This window comes from Vreelandella sp. 21 (genome assembly GCF_050995515.1).
GTDB classification, from domain to species: domain Bacteria; phylum Pseudomonadota; class Gammaproteobacteria; order Pseudomonadales; family Halomonadaceae; genus Vreelandella; species Vreelandella alkaliphila.
Genome location: NZ_CP194673.1, coordinates 2,768,904 through 2,788,656, shown reverse-complemented (window position 1 = coordinate 2,788,656; position 19,753 = coordinate 2,768,904). Strand labels below are relative to the sequence as shown.

12 protein-coding genes are annotated in these 19,753 nt (G+C 53.7%); 8 read left to right on the top strand and 4 right to left on the bottom strand.

Translation table 11 applies throughout. From position 1 onward, the window contains the following. The first annotated feature begins 348 nt into the window (after positions 1 to 348). From ACN06F_RS12810 to ACN06F_RS12795, 4 genes are all read left to right on the top strand, one after another. Positions 349 to 1,398, top strand: coding sequence for a DUF2235 domain-containing protein (locus tag ACN06F_RS12810; protein WP_433924042.1), 1,050 nt, complete (start codon positions 349 to 351; stop codon positions 1,396 to 1,398). Between the two features lie 149 nt (positions 1,399 to 1,547). Next, complete coding sequence (locus ACN06F_RS12805) at positions 1,548 to 1,871, top strand: DUF427 domain-containing protein (protein WP_433924041.1); 324 nt, start codon at positions 1,548 to 1,550, stop codon at positions 1,869 to 1,871. 125 nt (positions 1,872 to 1,996) lie between these two features. After that, complete coding sequence (locus tag ACN06F_RS12800; protein ID WP_433924040.1) at positions 1,997 to 4,177, top strand: AAA family ATPase; 2,181 nt, start codon at positions 1,997 to 1,999, stop codon at positions 4,175 to 4,177. 9 nt (positions 4,178 to 4,186) lie between these two features. After that, a complete protein-coding gene (locus tag ACN06F_RS12795; RefSeq protein ID WP_433924039.1) occupies positions 4,187 to 6,097 on the top strand; it encodes a UvrD-helicase domain-containing protein in 1,911 nt (636 codons plus the stop codon). 562 nt (positions 6,098 to 6,659) lie between these two features. On the opposite strand, the gene recD is transcribed toward ACN06F_RS12795, so the two are convergent. Next, positions 6,660 to 9,065, bottom strand: a complete 2,406-nt coding sequence (gene recD / locus ACN06F_RS12790; RefSeq protein WP_433924038.1) for an exodeoxyribonuclease V subunit alpha — start codon at positions 9,063 to 9,065, stop codon at positions 6,660 to 6,662. Continuing rightward, a complete protein-coding gene (gene recB, locus ACN06F_RS12785) occupies positions 9,062 to 12,772 on the bottom strand; it encodes an exodeoxyribonuclease V subunit beta (RefSeq protein ID WP_433924037.1) in 3,711 nt (1,236 codons plus the stop codon). Before recB ends, recD begins: the two co-directional genes overlap by 4 nt. Before the next feature lie 145 nt (positions 12,773 to 12,917). Between recB and pncB the strand changes: the two genes are divergently transcribed. Then, positions 12,918 to 14,099, top strand: a complete 1,182-nt coding sequence (gene pncB / locus ACN06F_RS12780) for a nicotinate phosphoribosyltransferase (protein WP_415965280.1) — start codon at positions 12,918 to 12,920, stop codon at positions 14,097 to 14,099. A 17-nt stretch (positions 14,100 to 14,116) separates the two neighbouring features. Here pncB and ACN06F_RS12775 read toward each other — a convergent pair whose 3' ends face one another. After that, positions 14,117 to 14,605, bottom strand: coding sequence for a DUF2938 domain-containing protein (locus ACN06F_RS12775; protein ID WP_433924036.1), 489 nt, complete (start codon positions 14,603 to 14,605; stop codon positions 14,117 to 14,119). Positions 14,606 to 14,826: 221 nt separating this feature from the next. On the opposite strand from ACN06F_RS12775, the gene ACN06F_RS12770 reads away from it, so the two are divergent. Beyond that, a complete protein-coding gene (locus tag ACN06F_RS12770; protein ID WP_433924035.1) occupies positions 14,827 to 15,291 on the top strand; it encodes a helix-turn-helix domain-containing protein in 465 nt (154 codons plus the stop codon). 55 nt (positions 15,292 to 15,346) lie between these two features. Here ACN06F_RS12770 and recC read toward each other — a convergent pair whose 3' ends face one another. Further along, positions 15,347 to 18,958, bottom strand: a complete 3,612-nt coding sequence (recC, locus tag ACN06F_RS12765) for an exodeoxyribonuclease V subunit gamma (protein ID WP_433924034.1) — start codon at positions 18,956 to 18,958, stop codon at positions 15,347 to 15,349. 146 nt (positions 18,959 to 19,104) lie between these two features. Here recC and ACN06F_RS12760 point away from each other — a divergent pair, with 146 nt between their 5' ends. Next, the gene (locus ACN06F_RS12760) at positions 19,105 to 19,425 is read left to right on the top strand and encodes a type II toxin-antitoxin system RelE/ParE family toxin (RefSeq protein ID WP_038477087.1); all 321 of its coding nucleotides are present in this window, start codon (positions 19,105 to 19,107) and stop codon (positions 19,423 to 19,425) included. After that, a complete protein-coding gene (locus ACN06F_RS12755) occupies positions 19,422 to 19,712 on the top strand; it encodes a helix-turn-helix domain-containing protein (protein ID WP_233437200.1) in 291 nt (96 codons plus the stop codon). The genes ACN06F_RS12760 and ACN06F_RS12755 overlap by 4 nt, the downstream gene beginning before the upstream one ends. The last annotated feature ends 41 nt before the right edge of the window (positions 19,713 to 19,753 follow it).

The following is a 19,753-nucleotide window of genomic DNA, read 5'->3' as shown; positions in this document are numbered from 1 at the left end:
TCTGAAATGACGTCTCCGCATCCGATAGAAGCTGATGCTTTCCTCCTTGAGGTATAAACACAGCGCTCCCCGTTCCACGCCCAACCAGCTGTGCCTTTGATGCTACAGACCAACACCTCTTCGTTACCTCGGCACGGCTTGGTTTATCCAAAAGCGAGATAGAAGCAGCGCCCGCATCGGGGGCGCTGCTTAGAGTTGGCTATCAACAGGTGACGGGATGAATTGTCGACTAACCTTCATTAAATAATGTGGAGGTCGCAGGTACGCGTTGGCCAAGAGCGCATCGTCTGCCTCTCATTTAGTGATCATGAGCACTGTTCAAAGGCGTGCATCATCATGGGGGGCACCATGGCAAAACAAAAATTGATTCTGCTATTCGATGGCACCTGGAACGACCCTGAAGATCAAACCAATGTTTATCGTATTACCCGGCTGCTCCATGATGACGATGACGGTATCAGGCAGCGGTTCTATTACGACCCTGGCGTAGGGACATCCAAATTTCAGCGCTTTTTCGGCGGCGCCTTTGGTTATGGGCTGAGCAAAAACCTACGGGAAGGCTATGACTGGCTGGCAAGGCATTACAGTGAAGGCGATGAAATCTGGATATTTGGATTCAGCCGCGGTGCCTACACCGCCAGAAGCCTGGTGGGGATGATTCGTAAATGCGGGCTAGTGCATGTCGTCACGCCAGGGCTGCTCGATAAGGCCGAACGTATTTATCGAAACCGTGATTGGCACCCCGATTCTGAGGTGTGCAAAGAATTCAAGGAGCACTTCAGCCGCCAGCCCAGGGTTCATTTCATTGGTGTGTGGGATACCGTTGGCGCACTGGGCGTGCCAGGAACCAACCTGTTCAAAAGCAAATACGATTGGCACGATACCGAGCTTTCCAGCATTGTCGATCATGCCTATCAAGCGGTCGCGCTGGACGAACACAGGTCGACCTACAACGTATCGCTTTGGACGAGCAAGGATGGCAAGCAGAAAACAGGTAATCGCAACGTAGAGCAGCGCTGGTTTATCGGCGCCCACGCCAATGTAGGCGGCGGCTATGGCGCTGGCGACACGCTGGCCGACATACCGCTGAGCTGGATGTTAACCAAAGCGCAGCAGGCAGGCCTAAAAGTGGCTCTCTTCAATGCTGCAGAGGATGCTTGGAAAATGGCACCGAAAGATTCGTTTGCTGATTTTCTAAAAGGGCTCTACGCCAAGTATGCACGTCTTAGGTACAAGGGCGACGGTCGGTTTTACCGACAATATTCGCAGGGCATGCAGGGGCTGCCTGCGGTGAATATTTCAGTCGATAAGAGTGTCTGGAAGCGCTGGGCCGATACCACGTGCGAGTACCGGCCACGTACCTTGACCGATGCCCACCTTTCCCCACTGGAGGAGTAGGCCGGGCGGCGGCGTGGAAGTGATGAGTGACCTAGGTCATGAAGTGACCACTATCGACTAAAAACTAAGTCTGCAAAGTAGGCTAAATATAATTTAACTGCTAAGCTAATTTTACTAGAGTGAAAAAAAGCGCCGCAGGGAACAACCTAATGCAAAATGCCCCACGCATTGAGCTTCACCCTATTAGCCAACGCGTGCAGGCGCATGTTGATGGCACGTTAATCGCCGACTCCATTAACACCATCGAACTCCATGAACGAGGCTACCCGGCACGTCACTACTTTCCACGTGAAGACGTGCGGATGGACTTACTCAGCGTTTCAGAAACCACCACCTATTGTCCGTTTAAAGGGCACACAGTGTATTTCTCGCTGGGTGAAAGTCAGGATATCGCTTGGAGCTACGAGCAGCCGATTGAAGGCATGGAAGCTATTGCGGGAAGTGTGGCTTTTTATAAGGAAGTGAGTGAATGACGCCTTTCGGCCCATAGCGGGCATTGGAGTCTTAACTCAGAAGTTGTCAGCATTAAAGGCCATTATAAATGGCTTGGAGAATTCTAATTCAACATAACAAGGGAGCCTTCTAAAGGCTTTGATAAATGAAAATCACCTCCTTCGTCTTAAAAAACTATCGTCGACTAGCCGAAGTTAACTTGGTACTTGATGATAAAAAAACTGTCCTTGTCGGCGCTAACAATAGTGGAAAAACGTCCTGTATTGGAGCGCTACACACATTCTTAAAAAGTCCAGATAACCTAAAATTTAGAGATATATCGAAACGGAATTGGAAGGAAATCCAAAAGCTTGGCGAACAGGTCGAAGGAAAATTTCCTGGGAGCGAAGAAATAGAGAGTCTATCGAGCACCCTAACTAGTTTATTACCTAGTTTAGACATCGAGATTACAGCGGAAGCAAGTGAGGCATACAAGGTTCGTGACATTCTGCCAGATTTGGAATGGTGCGGCGGCGCACTGTTGGTTCGTATAACTTACGAAGCGGTCGATATTATCAAATTATGTCGTGAGTTTGCTGATATGAGAGGTGTAGTGTCAAAACACGGAGGCACAGTAAGCTTGTGGCCTAAAGACCTATGTGATTTCTTGGAAAAAGGTCGAAATTTCAGTAAATACATTAAACAAAAGCACCACATCTTAAGCAAAGAGGCAGAATCAGTTACGGAAACAGGGTCTGCTACAAAGGAAATTCTGCAACCCCTCACATCTGAAACTTTAAAAAAGTTAATCCGAGTAGACGTGATATCCGAGCAACGAGGATTAGGGGCTGAAGATAACACAGATCAAAAAGGGCCATATTCAGAAAAGCAACGGCTCAACAAGTTACTTCGTGAATATTATGAACGTATTTTAAACCCAGAAGATTTCCCTGAGGCCGACGACCTCCATGTATTGGGACAACAACAATCGTTAGAAAATGACTTCACCAAAAGATTGAATGATCAGTTTGAGGCACCTTTCGAAGAACTAAAAAGCATGGGTTATCCTGGTATAGGTGGTAACCCAGCTGTTGAAATTTCTGCAAAAATTAGCGGTACGGATGCGTTACAAAAATCCTCCTCGGTTCGATACCGTTTTGACAAGACGGAGGAAGAGTTTCTTCCTGAAAGTTATTTAGGGCTTGGGTACCAAAATCTCATATATCTAACATTCAGGCTTTTAGAGTTTCGTGACAAATGGATGCGTGTTGGAAAATCGGCTTCTTCAGAAAGCGATCCTGAAGAAAGAATCGAGCCAATTCACTTAGTTTTACTCGAAGAGCCGGAAGTAAATCTCCACGCACAAGTTCAGCGAGTATTTGTATCAAAAGCTTATGATACTTTGCGAAATCATCTTGATTTGCGTGACAAGGAAACTCGAGTTGATAAGCCTGAATACCAAACACAACTCGTAATCAGTACGCACTCTAGCCATGTTATCGATAATATGGATTTTAAAGATTTGCGATATTTCAAACGAAACAATGCGAGTACATCCGTTGCAATGGATCACACATCAATTGCAAACATGTCAGAGTTATTCGCGAAACCGAAAGATGAGCTTCTGTTTGTCAGAAAACACTTAAAGCTCACTCATTGTGACATTTTCTTTGCAGACGGTGTTATATTTGTTGAAGGGCAAGCAGAGCGTCTTCTCGTTCCTGAGTTTATTTCCAATCGTTTCCCAGGTTTAACGAACCGCTATATCTCTATGCTCGAAGTGAACGGAGCGCACACACACAAGTATAGAGAATTAGTTGAGAAGCTTGGGGTGGCAACTCTAGTGCTGACAGATCTCGACTCAGTTGATAAAGAAGGAAAGTCTTGTATCCCGCAAAAAAAATCAGATCAAAAAACCAATAATGATACCTTGAAAAAATGGCATCCTAAGGAAGAATGCTTGGATGACTTGGTGGATTTGCCCAAAGAAAAACATGCAACAATCAGCCAAGGTGCGCCGTTATACATTGCTTACCAAAAGCCAACAGAGATTTCTGGAAAGGAGACTCTATCTCGAACTTTTGAAGATGCATTGATTTTAGCAAATTTTGAGGGTGAATACTTCCAGAATATAACAAAACTGAAAGATGCAAAAACTGCCCATGAAGATGGTAGCAAATTATTGTCAGATTCACTTTATAACTACGTGAAAGGTTTGAAAAAAGGTGACTTTGCTTTCGACTGCCTCTTCCACCTCGCGGACAATGATGCGAACAGCTTCAATCCCCCCGAATATATTCGCGATGGCCTCACGTGGCTGGAAAAGCAACTTTCACCAAAAGCATAGGGGGAATTTATGTCTGAAGAATATTACTTTGCAGAAACCAAGCCTATAGATCATGACAATAGCGTTGATGCCGGTATCCAAGAGTGTCTTCACATAGGTTCGGGGAAAAGCTTTATCACCTTTGCAGGGGCGGGATCAGGAAAAACATATTCTCTAAAAGAAGCCCTCGATTTTCTAAAAGATCATTACTGTGCGGACTTTTCTCGGCAAGGAAAGAAAATCGCGGTTGTTACCTTTACAAACAACGCAGCAGATGAAATCAAGGATCGGGTAGAGCAAAATACAATTTTCGCTGTATCAACGATACATAGCTTTTGCTGGGCGGCTATTGCTGGCTTTAATGAAGATATTCGTAAGTGGTACTTGGAAACGATTCCCTCCGACCTTGAAAGGGTTCAAGACGAAGAAAGACGTGGGCGTGTTGGCAAGGCTTCTGAAGCTCGAAAAAGGACTATCATCCGTCTGACAGAAAAAATGGAATGGCTAGCGGAACCACGTTCATTCATTTATGATCCTAACGGTGTAAATTCTTCTAAAAATTCGCTATCACATGCGGATGTTTTGAAAATTTTTTCACACTTTTTAACGACCAAACCAATGATGAAAGAAGTCATTGTAAATAAGTTCCCTTTTATATTTATCGACGAAAGTCAGGATACCAACGTAGATGTGGTCAACGCATTCTTTGATCTGAAAGATACGAAATCTGATAAAGTTGTTATAGGGCTTTTTGGGGATACAATGCAGCGTATTTTTGGCGGAGGCGAAGTTGAGCTAGGTAAGGCTAAACCAAGCAGTTGGAGAACTTTTAACAAGGAAATGAATCATCGCTCAGCGAGGCGTATCGTTGGTTTAGGCAATCAAATTCGAAGTGAAGATGATGGGCGTAATCAGTATGCGAAAGATGGGTCTGAAGAAGGTTTTGTAAGATACTTCTTACTTCCACATGATGATTTAGTTAAACAAGACGTTGAAGAAAAAATTCGTAAAACCATGGCGGAAGTTACGGGGGATGTGGGTTGGACAGATACTGAATCTGAAGAAACAGCTATCTTATTATTGGAACATAAAATGGCTAGTCGTCGGCTTGGGTTTGATGAGCTTTGGGAAAAGCTGTCAGAATCACCGAAAATTAAAGACCGAATTTCTGAAGGCGACAATGCTGAGCTGAACTTTTTCTCTGGCATTGTCTCTCCTTTGGCTGACGCGAGCCGGGAGGAGAGGCGTGCCGACCTTATGTCCATCTTAAGGGAAAATAAGTCGCCGCTTTTGGAGGCAAGCCTACTTAACGATAACAAGGACGATCCGCTTTCTCCTGCTAGAGCTGCGGAACACGCATTTAGAGGTGTGGTTTCAAGTAATGAGGTCAGTTTTCGTGAGGTTCTAGAAGTGCTTGCTGAGCACAATCTGCTTAGGATTCCAGAGAAATTACAATCGTTTGTATCGAGTTCCGGAGAGAATGACGTTGAAGAAGAACCTGAAGAAGAATCTGATGAGAAAGATGACAGCGAAATTTCCGCTTGGGCTGAGGCATTAGAGACTGACTTTCTTCAAATCCGAAACTACAAGGACTATGCCGATGGGAACTCAATTTTTCGAACCCATCAAGGCGTAAAGGGTAACGAATTTGAGCGTGTTATGGTTGTTATGGATGATAATGAGGCGGGGGGATTTTTATTTTCTTATGAGCAGTATTTCGGTGCGAAGGAAATTTCTAAAGCAAGCCAGAGAAAGCTGGATGCTGGAGAAGAGATTGGTTTAGATCGTACTCGACGATTGTTCTATGTTACATCTACACGAGCGAAGAGTAGTCTTGCCCATGTGATTTATACATCTGATGTATCCAAGGTAAAAGAATGTCTTGTAACAAAGAAATTTGCGCGAGAAGACGAGATTATTGAGTTTGAAAATTTACGTTGAATGTCCGCTAATGGCCTAGGATCGACATTACCAGCACTAATGTCGGTTTTGATTACAGACTTCTACATCCCACTCATTCTCATCACTTCCCTCACCACCCCCCCTCATTCAACACCCCGCGTTTGGCTTCCACCACCGTGAGCCAGTCGCGGGCGCGGGGGGATGTCGGTGTAAACCAGTTCGCGGGTGAGGATAATTGATAGTGTATAAGAGCTTATATTTTTTGAATTACTTACTGCCATTGAAAAACTATTTGAAATAAAAATTATGGCTGGCATGAATCTAGTCAAACTAAAAAGCTCTGTGATTAAAGAGCTTTTTATAAAAATTATTTTTTATGGTGATGAGTGTCTAAATCTTTATGTTTATGCTTGTTCTCAGGGGTGACATGGCGACGTTGATCAGTTTTTTGGGTCGATTTTGCCTTGGGTTTTGGGCCTGGTTTTATTGTCATGTTGATTAATCCCTTTTTTTGAAATGGCTTGCTTAAATTAAGGATGAATATTTAATTAGCCTTATATTTGTAGCCTACATTTGTTTTTTTGCCAATTTTAACTTCTCCTCATCCCATCCCACTTACTCTCATAACCTCCCTAGTCACCGCCTCATTCAGCACCCCGCGTTTGGCTTCCACTAGCGTGAGCCAGTCGCGGGCGCGGGTGATGCCGGTGTAGACCAGCTCGCGGGTGAGAATCGGGTTGATGGTGGGCGGTAGCAGTAGGGCGGTGTGTAGGAACTCCGAGCCTTGTGACTTGTGTACCGTCATCGCGAATACGGTCTCTACCGCATGCAGGCGGGAGGGCAGCACCCAGCGGATGGGGTTATCAGCATCGCTAGTAGGGAACGCGACTCTTAACAGCTTTTGTTGTGGATTGCGGGGATCTGGCACCGCCAGGGTGATGCCGATATCGCCGTTCATTAGTTTTAGACCGTAGTCGTTTTGGGTCACCAGTACCGGGCGGCCTTCATACCAACCTTTCTCTAGCGTGTAATCACTGCCGAACAGCAGCTTTTCGCTGCGTAGGGTTTTGGCGATATGCAGGTTTAAGCCTTCTACCCCCCAGGGGCCTTTGCGCAGCGCGCATAGCAGTTGAAAGTGGCTGTAGGCACTTAGTACCTCGCTGGCCCAGGCGTTATAGGCCGATGGGTTATCCTCAAACGATTCCCCACGCGGGCGTTGCGCGTTTAGCACCTTTAGATAATGGCGATAGCCGGTGGGCGGGGCGATGGGCTCATGTTTGTGGTTGGTGCGGCCTTCACCGCCATTGAGAAACTTATCCGCGCTGCCGTGAATGACCAACTTATCCAGCGCGGTGTCCTCTGCAAGCGTTAGGTGGTGTAAGTCTGGGTAGCCGTGGCGCAGCACGGCGTTAACGGCCTGCTGTTTTTCTCGATCAGTTTGGGCGTGGCTTGGCTGGTTAATCGCCTGGGCTAACTGGCCGATGCCGCTGTGTTCGTTAAAGCGGTGGCTTACCCGCAGCATGGTAATGGCTTGGTCGAGCGGCTGGCCGTCAGTATCCAGGTACTCGGGTGGTAGCGGCTGGCCGGTGGCGCTTTCCAGCCATTGGGCGGTTTCTGGGGTGTAGTGGGCGGCTTCGGCGCGGCGGCATAAATCGCCGAGTACCGAGCCAGCTTCTACCGAGGCTAGCTGGTCTTTGTCCCCCAGCAGCACGCACTGGGCATTGGCGGGCAGGGCGCTCAGCACGGCGGCCATCATTTCGATATCCACCATGGAGGCTTCGTCGATTACCAGTACGTCCAGCGCCAGCGGGTTGGCGGCGCTATGGCGGAAGTGGCGGGTGTCGGGGCGGGCACCCAGAAGGCGGTGCAGTGTTGTCACTTCAGTGGGAATTGCTATTGCGCTTGATGATACTGTGTTGAAGCGCTCCTCAAACTGCTCATTTACAGGATGTAAACTCCGCGTTTTCGTCGCGCTTCGCCTTGTCTCATCTTCGCTCATAACGCAATTCGTTAAGAGTTTTTCTAGCTGAGCAATCGGCAAACTGCTGACTTGCCCAGCGATGGATTCATTCAGGCGGGCGGCGGCTTTACCGGTGGGGGCGGCTAGGCGAATGCGCAGCGGTTGGCTGGGTGAGTGAGCCAGTTGCAGGGTTTGCAGCAGGGCGAGCAGGCGCACCACAGTGGTGGTTTTACCGGTGCCGGGGCCGCCGGTAATAATGCCGAAGCGGCTGCGGGCGGCCAGGGCGCAGGCGGTTTTTTGCCAGTCGAGGCCGTCGCTTGGCTTGAACAGAATATGCAGGGCCTGGGGGAGAAGGCCGGGGTGACTATCGTCACCCATCGCCCAATAAATTGGCCTCCTACAACGGTTATCAGTTGCCGTCGTGGCGTTATCATTCACCGCCTGTGTGTGTGTGGTGTTTTCATCTTCTAAGCGGCTGGCGATTTGCTGGTGTAGGGTTTGCTCATACTGCCAGTAGCGGCGTAGGTAGAGCCGCGTGTGGCTCTTATCACCGGCGCCTGAGTGAGTCGTTACTACCACCAGCGGTGTATTGCCAGGGCCTTCGCTGGTGAGCAGTGGGTGATGCAGCGCGGCTTGCCATTCGCTTAGCGTGAGCGTTGCTAGCACATCGCTGGGCAGCGGTGGCGGGTCGGTTAAGTCATCCCCTTCGGGCGGTAGCGAGAGGGCGAAATCCGGTGCGTTAAGCGTGGCGTTTAAATCCAGGCACACATGGCCTCGGCCTAGCTGATGGCTGGCCAGGGCGGCGGCTAACAGTAGCAGTGCGGGGGCATCCGCTGCTTCTGCTGCTAGAAAGCGCACCAGGGCGCGGTCTAAATCGCGCAGCCAGCCCCTGGCTACCCAGCGCTCGCATAGGGTTAGCAATTCCGTGGTATCGCTTAACGCAGGGTGAGCGCTCGCTGGCGCGGGGGCCATTGAAGGCTGGGCATCCTGTGACTCGACGGCATCGCCAAACAGGTCGAAGGTGTGGGTGTCTTTGGGCTTACTCATACCGTCGCTTCCTGTGCGGGGCTTGAAAACGATGCGCCTGCAAACAGGCTATCCAGTGCTTCGATCAGTTCAACCGGGGCGGGCTCGGAAAATACCCCGCGCCCTGGGCTGCGGCTGCCGCGCAGAAATACGGTCATCGAACCGCCTAGATGCTGGTGCGGGTCGTAGTCGGGCAGGCGCGCTTTTAGCAGCCGATGCATAGCCAGCAGGTAAAGCGCGGCCTGGAGATCGTAGCGCTTGGCTAGCAGCGCATGGCGCAAGGCTTCCGGTTCGTAATCGCTGTCATTCGGCCCTAAATAGTTTGATTTCCAGTCCAACACGTAAAAGCGCCCTTGGTGCTCGAAGGCTAAATCGATAAAGCCTTTGAGCATGCCGTTTAGGGTGTCGGTGTCCAGGGCTGGGCGCTCAACCCCTGGCAGTAAGTGCTTGCTTACCAGGGCATCAATCGCTTGGGTGTTGACCCGTTGGGCGGCTAGCCAGAACTCTAGCTCCACTTGGTAGCTGGTGAGTTCGGTGGGCACGACGCTTTGCTGGTTTGGCGCGGCCAGCGGTAATGGTGTGGTGAGCAGCGCTGAAAGCCAGCCAGCCAGCGGTTCCTGCCATGCTTGCCAGCCGCGTAGCTGTACGCGCCGCCATAGCATATCGTTGAGTAAATCGTGGTCGTTGGCAGCGGCTGCAAACCCTTGCCTGCCTGCCCATTCCAATAGCCCGTGCAGGAAAGTGCCCGGCCCAGGGCCCCTGGGAAACTTGTGCAGGTGGAAAGTATCTGGCTGAGACAGCTCTTGAGACAGCTCTTGTGGTTCATCCAGTACTTCAAATGTTGTGGCTTCCTGGGCGGTGGTGGGTTCCAGGGGCGTTGCCGTGGGGGCGGTGAGCGTGCCGGAAAGGCGCAGCGCCGAGTAGCTGGCAATCCACCAGTGTTCCTTGGCTGGGCGCGTGGGCGTGCGGGCGTGGCCAAGCGTGGCACTTTGTTCAGAGAGAGCAAGGCGCTGGGCAGTGGGCGCCGGTGGCTCGCTGACAACAATCTCGCTGCCTTGTGCCAGCGCTTCAAGCGCGCTGGTTAGCTCTGCCGGTGCAATGGTTTTTCCGCCGCTAATCAGGTAGCCGAGAGCGCTATTTTCCAACCCTTGCAGCGGGGCTAGCCCCAGCCAAGTCGCGTGGCGGGCGCGAGTCAGCGCCACATAAAGCTTGCGCAGGTCTTCTCCCAGGCGTTCGCGGTCGGCGGTGGCCAGCGTTTCTTCATCGGCGCTTAGGCTGAGCTGAAGGTTGCCTTGGGCGTCGTGCCAGCGCAGCGGTATGTCTTTATCGCTTACCGGGCGGTGGTTGGCGATAAACGGCAGGAATACCAACGGGTACTCAAGCCCTTTGGATTTGTGGATAGTGACCACTTTGACCAAATCCGCGTCGCTTTCCAGGCGCAGTTTGTGGCTGTCGCCGTGGCTTTCCGGGTCGGCAATGGCTTCATACAGAAAGCGAATCAGCGCGTGTTCGCCGTCCAGTTCAGCGCTTGCCTGCTGCAGCAGTTCGCCTAAGTGCAGCAGGTCGGTGAGCAAGCGCTCACCCTCTTCGAACTCCCCCAGCAGGCGGGCGGGAATGTCGAAATCCACCATCATACGGCGTACCAGCGGCAGCACACCTTGGCGCTGCCATAGGCGATGATAGTGGCTGAATTGCTCCACCCGCGCTTCCCAGGCCAGCTCGTTTTGTTGCAGGTGATCAAGGTCGGCTAGGCTCAACCCCAGCACTGGCGTCGCCAAAGCGGCGCGCAGGTGGGCTTCGGCTTGGCGGGAACTGGCCAGTGGCTCGGCGCAGGCGCGCAGCCAGCGTTCTACCTGCTTGGCCATGGGCGAGCTAAATACCTTATCGTGGTCGGAAAGGTAAACACTCTTCACCCCTCTGCTGGCCAGCGCTAAGCGAATGGCACGGGCTTCCTGCAGGCCGTTGACCAGCACTGCCATATCGGAAGGTTTTAGCGGGCTTAGGTCGTCGCCTTGCTGAAAGCCGCTTTGGCCTTGTTTATTGCCACTTTGAGCTTCCGCGAGCAGTTCCACCATATAAGAGGCGCAGCGTTCGGCCATTTCGGTTTGGTAGGCGGTTTTGGAAAGTGGCTCTTCGCTTGTTAACGGCCACAGCGTCATGGCGGGCAGCGGCTGGCCTTGGTGGACCAGCTGTTCGTCGCGGCCTTTGGCGTCCACCGATAAGAACGGCAGCGGGTTCTCACCGCCTTCTTCGCGAAACAGAAACGCCCCAGCTGGGTGCTGGTCGGCGTAGTGGAAGCAGTGATTGACGGCTTCTACCATGGCGCGGCTGGAACGGAAGTTGGTGCCCAGGGTGACGTGGCGGCCTGCGGTGTCTTGGCGGGCCTGCAGGTAGGTGAAGATATCCGCGCCGCGAAAGGCGTAAATGGCCTGCTTGGGGTCGCCGATCAGTAGCATAGCGGCGTCGCGGCGGGGGGTGGCGACGTCATAGACCGCGTTAAAGATGCGGTACTGAATCGGGTCGGTGTCCTGGAACTCGTCAATCAGCGCCACGGGGAACTGGCGCAGAATCTGCGCGGCCAGGGCGTCTTTGTTAGGGCCTTGCAGGGCGCGGTCTAAATGGGTGAGCAGATCGTTGGGGCCCATTTCAGCGCGGCGTTCCTGCTCGCGCTCCATACGCACTTTGCACCACTGCACGGCGTGAATCAGCAGGTCGTTGCGCGGTTCAGGTAAGGCGTTGAGGGCGGCGGGCATATCCGCCAACGCTTCCCAGGCGGCTGGGCAGGGGGGCGTGCCGTCTTTCCATATCTCAGCCATGCCGTCTGGGGTTAGGCGTTTCCAGGCGGCGGGTGTTAACGCGGGGCGCTCAAGGTCGCTTTCGCACCATTCGCGCAGTGCGCCAAGCCAACTGGCGCGGCTTTTGGCGTTGAAGCTTTGGCCTTTGAAGGCTTTACGTTTGGCGGCGTCTTCCAGTGCGGGTACCAGTTCATCTAGCCAAGCGGGCCAGGGGGCTTTTAACGTGCCAAGCGTGGCGCTGCGTTCGGCTTCGGCAGCGTTTAGTGTGTCGGCTGGCGCGGGGCGTTGGCTGCCCAAGGCTTCGCTTTCGTGGAGCAGCTTGCGTACATCTTCGTGGAGTTTATCCGGCGATTTCCAGTAGCGGGTAATGCTGCCCAGGGCGTCGGCATCCAGTGGGTAATAGAAGGTGCGCCAGTAGTCGCGCACCACTTCTTGTTCCAGTTCGCGCTGGTCGTTTTCTAGGTTGAGCGAGAACAGGCTGCCGCTATCGAAGGCGTGTTCGCGCAGCATGCGATAGCACCAGCTGTGGATGGTGGAAACGGCGGCTTCGTCCATCCATTCGGCGGCCAGTTCCAGGCGGCGGGCGCAGGCGGGCCAAGTGGCCTCGGGGTATTGGCTGCGCAGTTGGACGAGCAGGGAATCCGAACCAGCATCATCAGTGGCCCTAAACACCGCTGCAGCTTCCACCAGCCGGTGGCGGATACGTTCACGCAGTTCCTGGGTGGCGGCATTGGTGAAGGTGACTACCAGAATTTCCGGTGGGGTGAGCGGGCGCACAAAGGCGCTGTCGTCTTCGCTGTGCTGCCCGCCCAGTACCAAGCGTACGTAGAGCAGCGCGATGGTGAAGGTTTTGCCCGTGCCCGCGCTGGCTTCAATCAGGCGGCTGCCGTGAAGCGGTAGCGTAAGTGGGTTAAGCGGGGCGGGCTGACTCATCACGGGTCTCCGAAAGTAAAGCGCCCCAGCGCGGGGCCTAGACTGTATGAGTGCCCCGCCACCTGATAATCTTGTCGCCAAGCCACTCTTAGGACGCTCAGTTTACGCTACCAGCGGCTTCGGTTCACTCACACGAAGGGATCTCATGCTGACCTCGCTTCTGGACAATGACTTCTACAAGATCACGATGCAGAACGCCGTGATCAAACGCTTTCCCTATGCACATGCACGCTACGCATTTATCAATCGTGGCCAGCACGCGTTTCCTGAAGACTTTGGTGCTGCGCTTCGCCATGAGGTCGATAAAATGGCGAAGCTTCGCCTGACCGACCAGGAAAAGCGCTACCTGGAAGTTACCTGCCCTTATCTTGACCCGACCTATCTCGATTTTCTGGCCGGCTTCCGTTACGAACCCTCCGAGGTAATCATCGAGCAGCAGGGCAGTGAGCTTTCGGTGGTCATCGAGGGGCCTTGGTACCGCACTATTTTATGGGAAGTGCCGCTGATGGCGTTGATCAGCGAACTTTGGTATCGGCTACGTGGCGTCTCGGTGACCCATGATGACGATGCACTGATCGAGCAACGCACCCAGGAGAAGATCGAGCTTTATCGCCGCTTAGGGCTGAAAATTGCCGAGTTCGGCACGCGTCGCCGTTTCTCATTTGAGGTTCATGATCGAGTGGTGGAAGCGCTGCGTCACTACGGCGGTGAAGCCTTTAGCGGCACTAGCAATGTACTGCTGGCCATGCGCCACGACGTGAAGCCGATAGGCACCCACGCTCACGAGTGGTTTATGTTCCATGGTGCCCGCTTTGGCTTCAAAATGGCCAACAGTCTTGCCCTAGAGCATTGGGTGGATGTGTATCGTGGCGATTTGGGGATTGCCCTAACGGACACCTTCACATCGTCCGCTTTCTTCGACAGCTTCGATAAAAAGTTTGCCAAGCTATTCGATGGCGTACGCCACGATAGCGGCGACCCGATTGAATTTGCCTCCCAAACCATCGCTCACTATGAACGCCTGGGTATTAACCCGCTGAGCAAAACCATTATTTTTTCGGATGCCTTAACGCCGGAAAAAGTCGAGCGCATTCAAGCGTTTTGTCAGGAACGGATTGGGATGGCGTTTGGCATCGGCACCAACTTCACTAACGATGTCGGCGTTGAGCCGATGAATATGGTGATCAAAATGGTCGAGGCGCGCCCTGAAGGGCAGGGCTGGCTACCGGTGATCAAACTCTCCGACGTGCCGGATAAGCATACCGGCGACCCGGAGATGATTTCGTTAGCAAAACGGATACTCTCGTTAAGCGAGACGAGTATTTAAGTCGGTTTTATGCTGGCCTACAGAACCCGCATCACTATGACGCCTGTCAGCCATAGGCCAGCGCCAAAACTGGCGTGCGCAAAAATGCTACGCAGCCTGGCGGTGGTTGGCTGCGGCGTCTTGCGGGCGGCAACCCCTGCGCCCATACCCGGCTGCAGAAATAGAAACGGCGCAATTACCGTTATCACACCGAAGCCTAACGCAGCTATGAGTGTGGGGCGTGCCAGCCAGTTTGGCCCAACCAGCACTAAGAATATGATCGCGAAAGCGATGCCAATCAGGTAGTGCGCCAGCCATCCTAGCGCCATTTCTGCCTGAATCGGGGCGCTTTCACCAATCGGCCGGTGGATGAATCTGCCCTTCGGCAAATGCCCTAGCCAACGCCCGACCATGGCGTAATTCAGCGAGGGAATACCCAGCAGCCGCTTCTGCAGCAGCGCGACCATATCCATAAAAGCGGTTGCTCCCAGGCCGAGCAGTAGCGCATTGGTCAGCAGCCCATTCATTGCTGCACTCCTGGCATTTTTGCCTCGCTCATCTTTGTGCTTGTTATCTTTGCGCTTGTTAACGGTTTAGCAACGGCGTATGGGCGGCTGTGCGTATTGAAAACAGGCATGTTTGTTAGACTCCTGACAGTGTGGATAGACGTGTGGCTAGAAGCGTGGATGGATACGTAGGGGAGAAGCGTTGTAGCCTATTACTTCAAGTCAACTTTAAGTCAAGTGCCATGCTCGATATTTCCGAACTGTCTCGAAAAAGTGGTGTTCCTGCCTCGAAATTGCGCTATTACGAGGAAGTTGGCCTGATTAGGTCGGTGGGACGTAATGGTCTGCGGCGGGTTTTTGAGACCAGCGTTTTAACACGCTTGTCGCTGATTGCGTTGGGGCAGGTCGCGGGTTTTTCACTGGCCGAGATGCGCGACATGCTCGGCACGCAACGGCAGCCGGAAATCGACCGTGAAGCGGTGAGTGCTAAGGCAGATCTTCTCGACCGCCACATTAACGAACTGACAGCCCTCCGCGACGGTTTGCGTCATGTGGCGACCTGCACCGCGCCGAGTCATCTGGAGTGCCCGACGTTTCAGCGTCTAATGCGCATCGCATTGGCTCGCCAGACTGGGCGAAAGCCTGAGCAGCAAAAGCGCCTTACGCAGAAAAACAGCCGTGCCAAGCAGAAAGGGAGCAAACCCTGATCACCACATGGACACGGTTGAGCTTGAACAGGGGCTAGAAGAGGCGCTTAACGCATTACGATGCCGCTTTCTTCGCGTTATCTTTCTTCGCATTACCTTTCACGGCCTTGAAAAGCGGAGCGTACAGCGCTTCCGTGAGTTCGGCAAAGGTGTGCTTTTCGTTGGCGGTGCGGTCAAAAAACAGCCGCTCGAAGCGGGGCCATTGATGGCCGAGATAAGGGCTCTGGTCGGCTTCGCCGGTGGTTTTAAATCCGCTCTCATAGACTTTTTCGGCTGCGGCGTAGGCGTCGCTTTCCCTGCCTTTCTCAATCGCAATGTCAGGTGTGCCCAGTTTTGTCAGCCAAGCAAAGGCGGCCTGGGGAGCTAGCGGAAGCGGCTCTTCCAGGCCGTGTAGCCAGGCGCTTAGCTGGGTTTCCAGGTGGGCGCGGGCGATGTCGGCAGCGATAGGTTCCAGGGTGATGTTGCCGGCCTTGGAAAGCAGCTGGGTGGTCATCGGACCGCTGAGATTGCCCGCGAGGTGGGCAACCCAGTGGCGTAGCAGCAGATGCCACTGGTACTTGCTGTTTTTAACCAGGCTGCTGCTAAGCAATAACAGGCGGCAGCGGTGGCCCGCGTCATCCTGGCGTAGCTCGCCTAGCCAATCTTCCAACGTAATACCGTTACTGCCTGCCAGGTGAATAGCTGCTGGGTCACCTAGCGCAATCGGCCAAGCGTCCAAAGCATCTTCGTAGTCGCTGAACAGGGCTTCCATGGGTTCTGCTAAGGCATCGCGCATGCGCTCGCCAAAGGCACCCATGGCCAATACGCCTTGGCCCTGAAAACGCTCAAGGGCTGTGTGCAGTGCTTCAATGCGTGGCTCGCCGCGATCAATGGCGTGGCGCTGAGCGGCGATCAGTTGGTCTTGTAGCTGCCAGTTTTGCAGGCCATCCAGGGCGAACGGTTCTTCGTCCAGCTCGGCAATTGCTTCCTGCTCGAAATACACCCCCAACCGGGTATTGAAGAAGGCGCGTACTGGCTCGCGTAGGAATTGGCCTAACTGGCCAAGCGTCAGGCTGGTTGGGATGTTTTCCGGTGGGGGAAGTGTGGATTGGGCAGCTTGAGGCGTGCGTGGTGCGTGTACCTCGCGCCATTCATGTGCATAGGTAAACAGTCGAGTGACTTGCGTGTTGGCATCAAAATAAGCGCGGCTAAACGGCTGCAGCGGATGCTCGGTGGTTAGCGCTTCCAGCAGCGGCGTGCCGTTCTCGATCTGCCAGCCTGTTTCCAGATGGTCACGCAGTTGGCCGACCAGTACCGAAGGCGGTAGCGGGGTGTTGTCGATTTGGCTTCTGCCTACCCAGCTTATGTAGAGCTGGTCGCGGGCAGAGAGCAGCGCTTCCAAAAACAGGTAGCGGTCGTCTTCCCGGCGGGAACGGTCACCGGGGCGGTAGTCACTGCCCATTAAATCAAAATCTAGCGGTGGCTGAGAGCGGGGGTACTCACCGTCGTTCATGCCCAGCAGGCACACGCGCTTAAACGGAATGGCGCGCATGGGCATTAGCGTAGCGAAGTTAACGGCACCTGCTAGAAAACGCTGGGAAAGGCTGTGTTCATCAATCTGTGCCAGCCAGTGTTCGCGCACCATGGAGAGCGGCAGCGGTTCGTTTAATTGGGCTTCCTCGCTGCTTTCCAGCATTTGCTGCAGGCCGTTTTCCAGCTTGGTGAGCATCACGCTTTCTTGGGCGTCGTCGGTAAGAAAGAAGGTTTCCAGCAGCGTGCGTAGCCGCGCTACCCAGTTAGCGGCATCGGTGGGCTGGCAGAAGGTTTCCCAGGTCTCTTCGAGCTTTTCCAGCAAGGTGGCTAACGGCCCGGCAAGGCCGGCTTCCAGCCCGCCGATGTCGTCAAACGGCTCGATACCTTGCCATGCGTGGCCTTCGCCCACGGTGTAGCCCAGCAGCAAGCGGCGCAGACCAAACGCCCAGGTATTTTGGCTTAGCCCGCCGGGAAGTTCGAGAGTCTGGCGCTGCTTGGCATTTAGCCCCCAGCGGATACCTGCGCCTTCCATCCAGCGCTCTAGTACCGGCAGGTTGCGCTCTTCCAGCCCAAAGCGCTGGCGCAGAGCGGGCACATCGAGCAGATCCAGTAAGTCGCTGACCGAAAGACGCAGCTCTGGCAGGCGCAGCAGCTTTTCCAGGGCAATCATTAGTGGCAGGCGGTGGCGGCTGGCTTGGTCGGAAAGCGTATAGGGTATATGCCGCGGGTCGTCATTTTGTAGCTGGCCAAACACCGCGGCGATATGCGGCGCGTAGCGGTCGATATCTGGCACCATGACGATGATATCCCGCGGGCGCAGGTCAGGGTCGGCACTGAAGGCGGCCAGCAACTGGTCGTGGAGAATCTCAACTTCCCGCTGGGGGCCGTGGGCAATATGAAACACCATGGAGTCATCTGCCGCGTTTAGCGCTGGCCAGTGAGTTTGGGTTTCCGCTACGGGGCGCAGCTCGCGAATATCATCTTGCAGTTGGCTGAGCAGACAGTCGCGATCAACACCGTTAAATGGCTCGAACATATCAATGCGCAGCGCCTGCTGCTCAAACAAGGTTTGATAATTGCCCGAATCGTCGTGTTCATCCAGCAGGCGCAGGTAGTCGCGGCCCTGCTTGCCCCAGGCGGCGAGTAGCGGTTGAGCGTGCAGATGCAGGGCATCGTCGGCGTCGCCAGTGCCCAATACATCTAGCGCTTCGGGCATGCCGGTTTTGCGCCGCTGGCGGTAGCGGTTGGCGCGCAGTAAATCTTTGTGCTCGATGATATCTGCCCAGTAGAACTGGCAGGGGTTGTGCACACACAGTACGATTTGGCAGCAGCGAGAGAGTGCTGCCAGGGCTTCCAGAGTTTGTTGGGGCAGCGATGAAATACCAAAAATAATCAGCCGCCGAGGCAAACCGCGCGGGCAGGGCTGGCCTTCCAGCTGTTCTGTCGCTTTCAAAAAGCGCCGATGCACCTGGGCACGGCTACTGTTAAGGCCTGCATCGCCTTGGGTGGCGGCGACATCCTCGCGCAGAATGCGCCATAGCGTAGGCTGCCAGCGCTGGTGCTCTTCCAGCGGGCGGGGTTCGCCCCGAGCGGTAATCAGTACGTCGTCACCGTTGGCCCAGGCATCCAGCCAGTCGGCGCGGTAGACCTGGTATTGGTCGAACAAATCCGCCAGCCGCTCGGCCAGTTGATAGTGCTTGCGCTGGTCGCGGTCGACTTCTAAAAACTGGGCCAGCGGCGCGAACACTTCTTGCCCCGCTAGCGTGGGCAGCAGGCGTAGCAGCCGCCATACCAAGCGCGATTTATCAAACGGCGAGGTTTCAGGCACCGCGTCGCCATCTTGATCTACGTGGGTGAGCACCGTGCGGTAGGCCTGCCATAGAAACCGCGCAGGCAGCATGACATCCAGCGCGGCGGCGATGCCCGCACCGCCGTTTTCCGGGTCTTCCGCCAGCGCTAGCTTTAACCACTGCCCAATGCCGTTGCTCTGCACCAGAATGGTCTCGTTTTCCAACGGCCCCAATGGGTGCAAGCGCATCCACTGCACCGCCAGCCCGCGCAAGTCTTCCAGGCGGTTAGCGTGCACCACCATAAAGCCAGGGGTAAGCGACGTTGGCGAGAACGGTGTTGGTGAGCAGTGTGAATTGGCAGACATGCGGTGATGTTCCTTCGCGGCATTAGGCATTGGGAATAGCGCGTAACGCTATGGTGCCATAAGTTAAAGGAACCCGCGTGCATCAGAACTAGGAACTTTTACAGAAATTTGGTTATCATAAAAGATAACTTGACCGGAGCTTGGCTATGGAATGGCAGGTTAGTTTTTACCCCGGCGTGGAGAAAGAGATTCTCGGCATGCCGCCAAAAATACAAGCTAGAATGCTCCGGTTGCTGGAAATGGTAGAGGAGCATGGCGCGAACTTGGGGCCACCGCATACAGAGTCGATGGGCGATGGTCTTTTCGAAATTAGAGCAAAGGCGAAAGAGGGCATCGGGCGTTCTTTGTTTTGCTATGTGCATGGACGACAGGTCGTGATTCTTTATGCATTTGTCAAAAAGAGCCAAAAAACGCCTCGTCAGGCGCTGATGCTGGCTCGATCAAGACAGCGCGAGGTGCAGTCGTGATTAACTTAAAAGCATTGAAAGAGCAGGCGCTTCAAAACCCTGAGGTGAAAGCAGAGTATGAACGTTTGGCGCCAGAGTTTGAGCTGGCAACAACGCTTATTTCTATGCGCCAGCATGCTGGCTTAACTCAGGAAGAGTTAGCCAAGCGCTTGCATACCCAGAAAAGTAACATCAGTAGGCTAGAGCGTGGAGATAGCAATCCCGGTTGGAAAACGCTGCAACGCTATGCGGATGCCTGCGGGTTTGAGCTGTCTGTTCAGGCTCAGCGGCATAAAACCGCTATTTAACGTAAATAGTACGCCATAAGTGAGTCACTTGGGTTTTTCAT

Bases quoted from the DNA above. Each gene is read 5' to 3' on its own strand.
- ACN06F_RS12810 (WP_433924042.1), top strand. From the start codon at position 349: ATGGCAAAACAAAAATTGATTCTGCTATTCGATGGCACCTGGAACGAC.
- ACN06F_RS12805 (WP_433924041.1), top strand. From the start codon at position 1,548: ATGCAAAATGCCCCACGCATTGAGCTTCACCCTATTAGCCAACGCGTG.
- ACN06F_RS12800 (WP_433924040.1), top strand. From the start codon at position 1,997: ATGAAAATCACCTCCTTCGTCTTAAAAAACTATCGTCGACTAGCCGAA.
- ACN06F_RS12795 (WP_433924039.1), top strand. From the start codon at position 4,187: ATGTCTGAAGAATATTACTTTGCAGAAACCAAGCCTATAGATCATGAC.
- recD (WP_433924038.1), bottom strand. From the start codon at position 9,065: ATGAGTAAGCCCAAAGACACCCACACCTTCGACCTGTTTGGCGATGCC.
- recB (WP_433924037.1), bottom strand. From the start codon at position 12,772: ATGAGTCAGCCCGCCCCGCTTAACCCACTTACGCTACCGCTTCACGGC.
- pncB (WP_415965280.1), top strand. From the start codon at position 12,918: ATGCTGACCTCGCTTCTGGACAATGACTTCTACAAGATCACGATGCAG.
- ACN06F_RS12775 (WP_433924036.1), bottom strand. From the start codon at position 14,605: ATGAATGGGCTGCTGACCAATGCGCTACTGCTCGGCCTGGGAGCAACC.
- ACN06F_RS12770 (WP_433924035.1), top strand. From the start codon at position 14,827: ATGCTCGATATTTCCGAACTGTCTCGAAAAAGTGGTGTTCCTGCCTCG.
- recC (WP_433924034.1), bottom strand. From the start codon at position 18,958: ATGTCTGCCAATTCACACTGCTCACCAACACCGTTCTCGCCAACGTCG.
- ACN06F_RS12760 (WP_038477087.1), top strand. From the start codon at position 19,105: ATGGAATGGCAGGTTAGTTTTTACCCCGGCGTGGAGAAAGAGATTCTC.